Origin of the sequence: Methylomicrobium sp. Wu6 (genome assembly GCF_035916875.1) — a bacterium.
Classification (GTDB): Bacteria; Pseudomonadota; Gammaproteobacteria; order Methylococcales; family Methylomonadaceae; genus Methylomicrobium.
Genome location: NZ_JAXUHN010000086.1, coordinates 86,758 through 95,401 on the forward strand (window position 1 = coordinate 86,758; position 8,644 = coordinate 95,401).

Consider the following 8,644-nt stretch of genomic DNA (forward strand, 5'->3'; position numbering starts at 1 on the left):
CATCATTGTCCTAAAATCTGCTCAATCGACAAGCCACGCTTCGCGGCAATGTGATTCGGGTTATGCATCGAGGTCAGACCATTGATTGTTGCTCTAACCACGTTGATAGGATTGCTGGTGCCGATGCACTTGGCCAATACATTATGAACGCCCACCACTTCGAATACCGCGCGCATCGCGCCACCGGCGATAATGCCGGTACCTTCGGAAGCCGGTTGCATATAAACCTTCGCGGCGCCGGTCGTATTCATGATCGGATATTGCAAGGTGTCGCCTTTCAATGGAACTTTTCGCATGTTTTTACGCGCTTGTTCCAGTGATTTTTGAATTGCGATCGGTACTTCACGCGCCTTGCTGACGCCATATCCGACGCGGCCTTCGCCATCGCCGACCACGGTCAATGCGGTAAAACCGAAAACTCGTCCGCCTTTAACGACTTTTGCAACGCGTCTAACTGAAACCAGTTTTTCCTGCAGGCCGTCTGTGCTGCCTTGTGTAGGTGCTGCTGCCATTGTTTTCCCCTAAAATTTCAAACCAGCTTCACGCGCTGCATCAGCAAGCGCCTTGACACGGCCATGATACTTAAAACCAGAACGATCGAACGCGACCTCAGCGATACCAGCCGCAAGCGCACGCTCAGCAATCGCCTTGCCGACTTCAGCCGCGGCTTTCACATTGCTGGTATTGCCGACCACTGTCTTGATCGCTGCCTGATTGGTCGAGGCGCTAGCCAAGGTCTGATTGCCGTCACCACTGATGATCTGGGCGTAGATATGCTGTGATGTTTTATGAATCGACAGGCGGGTTACGCCCAATCTTTTGATTTTGCTGCGCAGTTTCAACGCGCGCTTAATACGACTATTCTTCTTTTCCATCACGCTACCTTACTTCTTCTTAGCTTCTTTTCTGGCGACATTTTCATTCGCGTAACGTACGCCCTTGCCTTTGTATGGCTCGGGTGGACGATAGCCTCTGATTTTTGCCGCAACTTCACCGACCAACTGCTTGTCGTTTCCCTTAACCAAAATATCAGTCTGTGTTGGCGTTTCAACCGTGATGCCGTTAGGCACTTCAAAGTCGATAGGATGCGAATAACCCAATGCTAGGTTTAAAATGTTACCTTTGGCTTGGGCTCTGTAACCTACACCAACCAGTGCCAGCTTCTTTTCATAGCCGGCGGATACACCGACAACCATATTACTGATCAAAGCGCGGGCAGTTCCGGCTTGTGCAGTCGCAACCTTATCGTCTCTATTCCACTCCATTTGGATGGTTTTATCGACAACATTCACACCGATTGCTGAATTAAATTCATAGGACAACTGACCCTTGCCTCCCTTCACGGTCAGGTTGTTTCCATCGAGTTTGACGTCCACGCCTTGTGGAATCGTCACTGGGGCTTTTGCAATTCTTGACATATCAGGCCTACATTAACAAACGGTACAAAGAACTTCACCGCCATGTCCAATTGCACGAGCAGCTCGATCGGTCATTACACCATTGGATGTTGATACAATAGCAATACCCAATCCGCCAAGAACTTTCGGCAGCTCATCTTTAGACTTGTAGATGCGCAAACCGGGTCTGCTTACTCTTTTGATATTCTCGATTACAGGCGCGCCCCTGTAGTATTTCAACACGATCGTCATATCGGTATGGTTACCGACTGTTTCAGTGCTGTAATCGGTAATGTATCCTTCTTCCTTCAACACTTTCGCTATCGCGACTTTCAGTTTTGAAGAGGGTTGTTTAACTATTTTTTTGCCAGCAGCTTGACCGTTTCTGATCCGGGTCAGCATATCTGCAATAGGGTCTGTCATACTCATTTTTCAATCTCCAAACATGATCCAGCAATATTACCAGCTAGCCTTAACTAGGCCTGGCACATCGCCGCGCATCGTGGCCTCTCTCAACTTATTGCGGCTGAGACCAAACTTACGGTAGTAACCATGCGGGCGGCCCGTCAAATTACAACGGTTACGCACCCTAGAGACACTGGAGTCTCTCGGCAGTTTTTGCAGTTGCAGTGCTGCTGCTTCTTTTTCTTCGAACGTAGAATTTGGATTTCTGATCGCTTCTTTCAAAGACTTGCGTTTTGCGCTGTATTTTTGCGCCAGTTTTTTACGCTTGTCTTCCCGCGCTATCATTGACTTCTTCGCCATACCAATATCGCCTTAATTCTTAAATGGAAAATTGAACTGCTTGAGCAGCGCCAGGCCTTCTTCATTGGTCTTGGCGGTGGTCGTGATGGTAATGTCCATACCACGCAGCATATCGATCTTGTCGTAATCTATTTCAGGGAAGATGATTTGTTCCTTCACACCCATCGAATAGTTACCGCGGCCATCGAAGCTTTTCGAGTTCAAGCCTCTAAAGTCGCGGATACGCGGAATGGCGATATTGATCAAACGATCCAGAAATTCATACATTCTGTCGCTACGCAAAGTGACCTTGCAGCCGATCGGCACATCGTCACGAATTTTGAAACCCGCAATCGATTTTCTAGCCAACGTAATGACCGGTTTTTGACCGGAAATCTTTTCCATATCGGCAACCGCAGCCTGCAGGATTTTCTTGTCTGCAATCGCTTCGCCGACACCCATGTTCAAGGTGATTTTAGTAATACGTGGTGCCTGCATGATCGATTTGTAGCCGAATTGCTGCACCAGCGCAGGTAAAATTCTTTCTTTGTATTCTGTTTGTAGTCTAGCCATGATATGTCACCTTACGCATCAATAACTTCGTTCGTGGACTTGAAATATCTGACTTTTTTACCGTCGTCCAGGAACTTGATGCCTACGCGATCCGCTTTTTTGGTCGCGGGGTTATAAAGTCCGATATTGGAAATATGGATAGGCATGTCTTTCGTGACAATACCGCCCGTTACGCCCGCATTCGGATTTGGCTTTTGACTCTTTTTGACTTGGTTGATACCTTCAACCAGGACTTTATCATCTTTCAGAACCTTGGTTACGCGGCCGCTCTTACCTTTGTCTTTACCGGTGCGAACGATAACGTCATCGCCTTTTCTAATTTTTTGCATCGTCAAACCCTACCTTATAGTACTTCAGGAGCCAGTGAGATAATCTTCATAAATTTCTCACCTCGGAGTTCACGGGTAACAGGCCCGAAGATACGGGTTCCCAATGGCTGCAAGTTATTATTTAGAATGACGGCGGCATTGTCGTCAAAGCGAATGACGGAGCCATCGGGTCTACGCACGCCTTTACAGGTTCTGACGACCAGAGCGTTATAAACCTCGCCTTTTTTTACTCTTCCGCGCGGAATCGCATCTTTGATACTGACTTTGATAATATCGCCAATATTCGCATAGCGTCGGTGCGAACCGCCGAGTACTTTGATACACATGACCTTTTTTGCGCCGCTGTTGTCGGCTACGTCAAGGTTAGTTTGCATCTGAATCATGATAAATTCCCAGTTTTCTTCAAATAAGGTTTGTGCTATTTATTTGTTAGCACTTTCTAACACTTCCACCAGTTTGAAAGTTTTATGTCTTGACATTGGCCGGCATGAAGCAATCGATACGACATCGCCTTCCTGGCAAACGTTGTTTTCATCATGCGCCATCATCTTGGTAGATTTTTTGATATATTTGCCGTAAACCGGGTGCTTCACAACCCGCTCAACCAGAACGGTAATGGTTTTATCCATCTTGTTGCTGACAACACGTCCGGTAATCGTCCGAACTTTGGTTTGATTTTCGCTCATGCTTATGCGCCTGCTTTTTCGTTCAATACGGTCTGAATCCTGGCCATCTCACGGCGAACTCTTTTCACCTCGGACGGCTTGGCCAATTGACCGGTGCTTGTTTGCATTCTCAAATTAAAACGCTCGCGCGCCAAATCGAGCAATAACGAATTCAGTTCGTCTTTGGTTTTATGGCGTAATTCTGTTGCTTTCATTACATTATTGTCCGCGCGGTAAACAGTGTTTTCAATGGAAGCTTTGCCGCCGCCAGGGTAAATGCTTCCCGTGCCAGCTCTTCACTCACACCCTGAATTTCATAGAGCATCGTTCCAGGTCTGATTTGAGCAACCCAGTATTCTACACTACCTTTACCTTTTCCCATACGAACTTCTAAAGGTTTTTTCGTAATCGGTTTATCCGGGAAGATTCGGATCCAGATTTTTCCGCCCCGCTTAACGTGCCGGGTGATCGCTCGACGGCCGGCTTCGATTTGCCGTGCGGTCAAACGGCCGCGGGTCACCGATTTTAAGCCGAAGTCGCCGAAGCTGACGGATGAACCACGTACAGCAACGCCGTTGTTTCTGCCTTTGTGCTGTTTACGAAATTTTGTTCTTTTCGGTTGAAGCATGTCTCTATCCCTTCAACTATTTCTTGGTTTCAGAATTGATCGCGGCAAGATGCGCATCCATGTCGAATACTTCACCTTTGAAGATCCAGACCTTGATGCCGATCACACCATAAGTTGTTTTTGCTTCCGCAGTCGCATAATCGATATCAGCGCGCAAGGTATGCAGAGGCACGCGGCCTTCGCGGTACCACTCGCTACGCGCGATTTCGGCGCCATTCAGACGTCCGCCGACATTGATCTTGATGCCTTCAGCGCCAAGACGCATCGTGTTGGTCACGGCGCGTTTCATTGCGCGACGATACATGATCCGTTTTTCGAGCTGCTGAGCGACGCCTTCTGCAACCAGTTGTGCGTCGAGTTCAGGCTTTCTGATTTCTTCGACGTTCAATTGCACCGGAATGCCCATCATTCTTGAAACTTCCTGTTTCAAGACTTCGATGTCTTCACCTTTCTTACCGATCACGATACCTGGCCGTGCGGTGTGAATCGTGATGTGCGCATTGTTGGCCGGGCGGTTGATTTGAATCCGGCTGACCGACGCATGCGCCAATTTCTTTTTGATATAGTCTCTAACTTGCAAATCCTGATGCAGAAAGACCGAATAATCCTGGTTATTTGCAAACCATCTGGAATTCCAATCCTTCACGATGCCCAGGCGGATGCCTATTGGATGTACTTTTTGACCCATTGTCTACCCCTACTCGTTCTCTGCGACTTTAACTGTGATATGGCAGGTTCTTTTCAGGATATGGTTTGCACGTCCTTTAGCTCTTGCCTTAAATCTTTTCAAGGTCGCCCCTTCATTAACATAAACGGTAGACACTCTCAAATCATCAATATCGGCGCTGTCATTGTTTTCAGCATTGGCGATCGCGGATTCGAGCACTTTTTTGATGATCGCCGCGCCCTTCTTGGAGCTGAATTTCAATACGTTCAAAGCCTGATCAACCGGGAGTCCGCGAATTTGATCACCAACGAGCCGGGCTTTTTGCGCCGATAATGGCGCATTACTTAATTTTGCACTGGTTTCCATCTCTCACCTATTTGGATTTCTTGTCGGCCACATGGCCTTTGTATGTTCGAGTTGGGGCAAATTCGCCAAGCTTGTGACCGATCATATTCTCAGAAACGAGAACCGGAACATGAAGGCGTCCATTATGAACCGCAATGGTCAAACCCAACATATCGGGCACTATCATCGATCTTCTGGACCAGGTTTTAATTGGTTTCCGATTATTGCTGCTTACCGCATCTTCCACCTTCTTAATAAGGTGGTGATCAACAAAAGGACCTTTCTTAATTGAACGTGGCACGCTAATTCCTCACTATTTTTGCTTACGGCGTCTGACGATCATATTGTCAGTCCGCTTGTTTTTTCTAGTCTTGTAGCCCTTGGTCGGCATACCCCATGGTGAAACCGGATGTCTACCCCCGGAGGTACGGCCTTCGCCGCCACCGTGCGGGTGATCTACCGGATTCATAACCACACCGCGAACGGTTGGCCTGACGCCGCGCCAACGGGTCGCACCCGCTTTACCCAAGGACGCCAGGTTATGCTCCGAATTGGACACTTCGCCAATCACAGCGCGGCAATCCGCCAGTACTTTGCGCATTTCACCGGAACGCAATCTCAATGTCGCATGAGCGCCATCCCGCGCAACCAATTGCGCCGAAGTGCCAGCGCTTCTGGCCAACTGCGCGCCTTTGCCTGGTTTTAGTTCGACGCAGTGAATGGTCGTACCCATCGGAATGTTACGCAACGGCATGCAGTTTCCTGGCTTAACCGGCACGGTTTCGGAAGAAAGCACTTCCTGACCGACGGACAGACCTTTGGGAGCAATAATGTAACGGCGCTCGCCGTCTTTGAACAAGACCAGAGCGATATTCGCGGTCCGGTTCGGATCGTACTCAAGACGCTCTACAACAGCCGGAATGTCGGTTTTATTTCTCTTAAAATCAATAATACGGTAGTGCTGCTTGTGACCACCGCCGACATGACGTGTTGTGATACGCCCTTGGTTATTTCGACCCCCTGTTTTGCTGTTTTTATCCAGCAATGGTGCATGCGGCTTGCCTTTATGCAGATCGTCTGATTTGATCCGTACTACAAACCGTGAACCTGGTGATGTCGGTTTTGACTTTACAATCGCCATGTTAACTACCGTTTCCTAATTGATCTTTGTATCTAGTGAATTAAGCCGCGGAAAAATCGATGTCATGGCCGGGTTTCAGCTTGACATACGCCTTTTTCCAATCCGATTTTTTACCCAAGTTGCGACCGAAGCGTTTTTGCTTACCTTGCACATTCAGGACATTGACGTTGTCGACTTCGACATTGAACATCAATTCGACTGCATCCTTGATTTGCTTCTTGGTCGCTTGCTTCAATACTTTGAACGCAATGATCTTGTTAGCTTCTGCTTGCAGCGTGCTTTTTTCGGAAATGATCGGCGCGCGAAGGATCGTCGATAAATAATTTTGATGCGTACTCATGCTAAGTGCTCCTCAATTTTTTTCAGCGCACCTGAAGTGGCAACCACTTTTTCTGCCGACACCAGCAGCACCGGATTCAAATTATTCGCTTCAACCACTTCGATATAAGGAATATTGCGCGAGGCTAGAGCCAGGTTTTGATCGATCGTATCGACGACGATCAAAATCCGGCGAGCATTCAGGCCTTTCAATTTATCCACGAAATCCTTCGTCTTTGGCGAAGTCGGCAAAATATCGTTAGCCACAACCAGTCGGTCTTGTCTAAGCAGTTCAGACAGAATCGAACGGATGCCAGCGCGGAACATTTTCTTGTTCAGCTTTTGCTCGTAATTGCGTGGCTTTGCCGCGAATGCCACACCACCTGTCCGCCAAATCGGACTGCGGGTTGAGCCGGAACGGGCACGGCCAGTGCCTTTTTGCCGCCACGGCTTCATGCCGCCACCGCTTACTTCGGAGCGTGTTTTTTGCGCCTTGGTGCCGGCCCTTCTGCCCGCCATAAAGCGCGTAACGATCTGGTGGATCAACGTTTCGTTGTAATCGCGACCAAAAACCGCCTCATTGACCTCGACCTTGCCGGCCGCGTCTTGATTATTCAATGCAGGTACTTGCAAACCCATAACTTAACCTTTATTTTTCATTTTCGAGGCGGGCTTGATCACAACATCACCGCCTTTCGCGCCTGGCACAGCGCCTTTAACCAGAATCAAACGCTTTTCGGCATCGACCGCGTGAATGGTCAGATTTTGCACGGTGGTTTTGACCGCGCCCAAGTGACCCGCCATTTTCTTACCTTTAAATACGCGTCCCGGAGTTTGGTTCATACCGACCGAACCGTGTACACGGTGCGATACCGAATTGCCGTGAGTCGCATCCTGCATATGGAAGTTGTGGCGCTTGATCACGCCGGCAAAACCTTTACCTTTGCTGCTCGCCTGAACATCCACGATCTGACCAGCGGAGAAAGTATCCAAAGGAAGTTCGGAACCGACAGACAAGCCATCGTCTTCGCCATCTTCGAGCCTAAATTCCCAAAGACCACGACCTGCTGTCACATTGGCCGCCGCAAAATGACCGGCCATTGCTTTATTGACTCGTGATGATTTCACGTCGCCCGCAGTTACCTGAATAGAGCGATATCCATCGTTTTCAATACCTTTAACCTGAGTGACCCGATTGGAGTCGATCTGCAGTACAGTTACCGGCACAGACGAGCCATCTTCACAAAAAACCCTGGTCATACCACATTTACGACCTATAAGACCTATTGACATCTGCCAATTCCTCTATCTTTTAATTCAACTTAATTTGGACATCTACGCCCGCCGCAAGATCGAGCTTCATCAGTGCATCGACTGTCTTGTCTGTGGGCTCAACAATGTCCAGCAATCTTTTATAAGTTCTTAACTCATATTGATCTCTGGCATCCTTGTTCGCATGCGGAGAGATCAGAATCGTGAACCGTTCTTTTTTTGTAGGCAATGGAATCGGACCTTTAACTTGCGCGCCGGTTCGTCTTGCGGTTTCTACGATTTCACCAGCCGATTGATCGATTAATTTGTGATCAAATGATTTCAACCGGATTCTGATAGTTTGATTTGACATTGTTTATTACTCGATAATAGAAGCCACAACGCCCGCACCGACCGTGCGACCGCCTTCGCGAATTGCAAAACGCAAACCTTCTTCCATCGCGATTGGCGAAATCAATGTGATATCGACGGCGATGTTGTCGCCCGGCATCACCATTTCAACGCCTTCCGGCAAATCCACCGCGCCGGTAACGTCGGTTGTTCTGAAATAGAACTGTGGACGGTA

General features: G+C 48.4%; 19 protein-coding genes and 1 pseudogene. All 20 read right to left on the reverse strand.

Annotated features, from left to right (window positions below):
* Nucleotides 1-2 precede the first annotated feature (2 nt).
* Nucleotides 3-512, reverse strand: coding sequence for a 30S ribosomal protein S5 (rpsE, locus tag U2W12_RS14410; protein ID WP_326501388.1), 510 nt, complete (start codon nucleotides 510-512; stop codon nucleotides 3-5).
* Between the two features lie 9 nt (nucleotides 513-521).
* Nucleotides 522-875 carry a 50S ribosomal protein L18 gene (gene rplR / locus U2W12_RS14415; RefSeq protein ID WP_326501389.1) on the reverse strand — a complete coding sequence of 118 codons (354 nt, stop codon included), beginning with the start codon at nucleotides 873-875 and terminating at the stop codon, nucleotides 522-524.
* Nucleotides 876-884: 9 nt separating this feature from the next.
* Complete coding sequence (rplF, locus tag U2W12_RS14420; RefSeq protein WP_326501390.1) at nucleotides 885-1,418, reverse strand: 50S ribosomal protein L6; 534 nt, start codon at nucleotides 1,416-1,418, stop codon at nucleotides 885-887.
* A 12-nt stretch (nucleotides 1,419-1,430) separates the two neighbouring features.
* Entirely contained in the window at nucleotides 1,431-1,826 is a 396-nt protein-coding gene (gene rpsH, locus U2W12_RS14425; RefSeq protein WP_326501391.1) for a 30S ribosomal protein S8, read from the reverse strand.
* 30 nt (nucleotides 1,827-1,856) lie between these two features.
* Nucleotides 1,857-2,162 (reverse strand): 30S ribosomal protein S14, encoded by a 306-nt coding sequence (gene rpsN / locus U2W12_RS14430; protein WP_326501392.1) that lies wholly within the window; start codon nucleotides 2,160-2,162, stop codon nucleotides 1,857-1,859.
* A gap of 12 nt (nucleotides 2,163-2,174) precedes the next feature.
* Entirely contained in the window at nucleotides 2,175-2,714 is a 540-nt protein-coding gene (gene rplE, locus U2W12_RS14435; RefSeq protein ID WP_326501393.1) for a 50S ribosomal protein L5, read from the reverse strand.
* 11 nt (nucleotides 2,715-2,725) lie between these two features.
* Nucleotides 2,726-3,043: a 50S ribosomal protein L24 gene (gene rplX, locus U2W12_RS14440; protein WP_326501394.1), complete on the reverse strand. Its 318-nt coding sequence runs from the start codon at nucleotides 3,041-3,043 to the stop codon at nucleotides 2,726-2,728.
* 14 nt (nucleotides 3,044-3,057) lie between these two features.
* Nucleotides 3,058-3,426, reverse strand: coding sequence for a 50S ribosomal protein L14 (gene rplN / locus U2W12_RS14445; RefSeq protein ID WP_024298647.1), 369 nt, complete (start codon nucleotides 3,424-3,426; stop codon nucleotides 3,058-3,060).
* Between the two features lie 39 nt (nucleotides 3,427-3,465).
* The gene (gene rpsQ, locus U2W12_RS14450; RefSeq protein WP_326501395.1) at nucleotides 3,466-3,729 is read right to left on the reverse strand and encodes a 30S ribosomal protein S17; all 264 of its coding nucleotides are present in this window, start codon (nucleotides 3,727-3,729) and stop codon (nucleotides 3,466-3,468) included.
* A gap of 2 nt (nucleotides 3,730-3,731) precedes the next feature.
* A complete protein-coding gene (gene rpmC / locus U2W12_RS14455; RefSeq protein ID WP_326501396.1) occupies nucleotides 3,732-3,923 on the reverse strand; it encodes a 50S ribosomal protein L29 in 192 nt (63 codons plus the stop codon).
* The gene (gene rplP / locus U2W12_RS14460; protein ID WP_326501397.1) at nucleotides 3,923-4,336 is read right to left on the reverse strand and encodes a 50S ribosomal protein L16; all 414 of its coding nucleotides are present in this window, start codon (nucleotides 4,334-4,336) and stop codon (nucleotides 3,923-3,925) included. The genes rpmC and rplP overlap by 1 nt, the downstream gene beginning before the upstream one ends.
* Nucleotides 4,337-4,352: 16 nt before the next feature.
* Complete coding sequence (rpsC, locus tag U2W12_RS14465) at nucleotides 4,353-5,024, reverse strand: 30S ribosomal protein S3 (protein WP_326501398.1); 672 nt, start codon at nucleotides 5,022-5,024, stop codon at nucleotides 4,353-4,355.
* Between the two features lie 9 nt (nucleotides 5,025-5,033).
* The gene (rplV, locus tag U2W12_RS14470) at nucleotides 5,034-5,369 is read right to left on the reverse strand and encodes a 50S ribosomal protein L22 (protein WP_326501399.1); all 336 of its coding nucleotides are present in this window, start codon (nucleotides 5,367-5,369) and stop codon (nucleotides 5,034-5,036) included.
* A 7-nt stretch (nucleotides 5,370-5,376) separates the two neighbouring features.
* On the reverse strand, nucleotides 5,377-5,649 hold the full coding sequence (gene rpsS, locus U2W12_RS14475) for a 30S ribosomal protein S19 (protein ID WP_326501400.1): 273 nt from the start codon (nucleotides 5,647-5,649) through the stop codon (nucleotides 5,377-5,379).
* Nucleotides 5,650-5,661: 12 nt separating this feature from the next.
* Nucleotides 5,662-6,489, reverse strand: a complete 828-nt coding sequence (rplB, locus tag U2W12_RS14480; RefSeq protein ID WP_326501401.1) for a 50S ribosomal protein L2 — start codon at nucleotides 6,487-6,489, stop codon at nucleotides 5,662-5,664.
* A 40-nt stretch (nucleotides 6,490-6,529) separates the two neighbouring features.
* Nucleotides 6,530-6,829, reverse strand: a complete 300-nt coding sequence (gene rplW, locus U2W12_RS14485) for a 50S ribosomal protein L23 (RefSeq protein WP_326501402.1) — start codon at nucleotides 6,827-6,829, stop codon at nucleotides 6,530-6,532.
* Nucleotides 6,826-7,446, reverse strand: a complete 621-nt coding sequence (rplD, locus tag U2W12_RS14490) for a 50S ribosomal protein L4 (RefSeq protein WP_326501403.1) — start codon at nucleotides 7,444-7,446, stop codon at nucleotides 6,826-6,828. The genes rplW and rplD overlap by 4 nt, the downstream gene beginning before the upstream one ends.
* A 3-nt stretch (nucleotides 7,447-7,449) precedes the next feature.
* Complete coding sequence (gene rplC / locus U2W12_RS14495) at nucleotides 7,450-8,100, reverse strand: 50S ribosomal protein L3 (protein WP_326501404.1); 651 nt, start codon at nucleotides 8,098-8,100, stop codon at nucleotides 7,450-7,452.
* A 19-nt stretch (nucleotides 8,101-8,119) separates the two neighbouring features.
* Nucleotides 8,120-8,431: a 30S ribosomal protein S10 gene (gene rpsJ / locus U2W12_RS14500; RefSeq protein WP_326501405.1), complete on the reverse strand. Its 312-nt coding sequence runs from the start codon at nucleotides 8,429-8,431 to the stop codon at nucleotides 8,120-8,122.
* A gap of 6 nt (nucleotides 8,432-8,437) precedes the next feature.
* Nucleotides 8,438-8,644: pseudogene (gene tuf, locus U2W12_RS14505) on the reverse strand (elongation factor Tu); the annotation flags it as partial.

Bases quoted from the DNA above. Each gene is read 5' to 3' on its own strand.
- rpsE (WP_326501388.1), bottom strand. From the start codon at position 512: ATGGCAGCAGCACCTACACAAGGCAGCACAGACGGCCTGCAGGAAAAA.
- rplR (WP_326501389.1), bottom strand. From the start codon at position 875: ATGGAAAAGAAGAATAGTCGTATTAAGCGCGCGTTGAAACTGCGCAGC.
- rplF (WP_326501390.1), bottom strand. From the start codon at position 1,418: ATGTCAAGAATTGCAAAAGCCCCAGTGACGATTCCACAAGGCGTGGAC.
- rpsH (WP_326501391.1), bottom strand. From the start codon at position 1,826: ATGAGTATGACAGACCCTATTGCAGATATGCTGACCCGGATCAGAAAC.
- rpsN (WP_326501392.1), bottom strand. From the start codon at position 2,162: ATGGCGAAGAAGTCAATGATAGCGCGGGAAGACAAGCGTAAAAAACTG.
- rplE (WP_326501393.1), bottom strand. From the start codon at position 2,714: ATGGCTAGACTACAAACAGAATACAAAGAAAGAATTTTACCTGCGCTG.
- rplX (WP_326501394.1), bottom strand. From the start codon at position 3,043: ATGCAAAAAATTAGAAAAGGCGATGACGTTATCGTTCGCACCGGTAAA.
- rplN (WP_024298647.1), bottom strand. From the start codon at position 3,426: ATGATTCAGATGCAAACTAACCTTGACGTAGCCGACAACAGCGGCGCA.
- rpsQ (WP_326501395.1), bottom strand. From the start codon at position 3,729: ATGAGCGAAAATCAAACCAAAGTTCGGACGATTACCGGACGTGTTGTC.
- rpmC (WP_326501396.1), bottom strand. From the start codon at position 3,923: ATGAAAGCAACAGAATTACGCCATAAAACCAAAGACGAACTGAATTCG.
- rplP (WP_326501397.1), bottom strand. From the start codon at position 4,336: ATGCTTCAACCGAAAAGAACAAAATTTCGTAAACAGCACAAAGGCAGA.
- rpsC (WP_326501398.1), bottom strand. From the start codon at position 5,024: ATGGGTCAAAAAGTACATCCAATAGGCATCCGCCTGGGCATCGTGAAG.
- rplV (WP_326501399.1), bottom strand. From the start codon at position 5,369: ATGGAAACCAGTGCAAAATTAAGTAATGCGCCATTATCGGCGCAAAAA.
- rplB (WP_326501401.1), bottom strand. From the start codon at position 6,489: ATGGCGATTGTAAAGTCAAAACCGACATCACCAGGTTCACGGTTTGTA.
- rplW (WP_326501402.1), bottom strand. From the start codon at position 6,829: ATGAGTACGCATCAAAATTATTTATCGACGATCCTTCGCGCGCCGATC.
- rplD (WP_326501403.1), bottom strand. From the start codon at position 7,446: ATGGGTTTGCAAGTACCTGCATTGAATAATCAAGACGCGGCCGGCAAG.
- rplC (WP_326501404.1), bottom strand. From the start codon at position 8,100: ATGTCAATAGGTCTTATAGGTCGTAAATGTGGTATGACCAGGGTTTTT.
- rpsJ (WP_326501405.1), bottom strand. From the start codon at position 8,431: ATGTCAAATCAAACTATCAGAATCCGGTTGAAATCATTTGATCACAAA.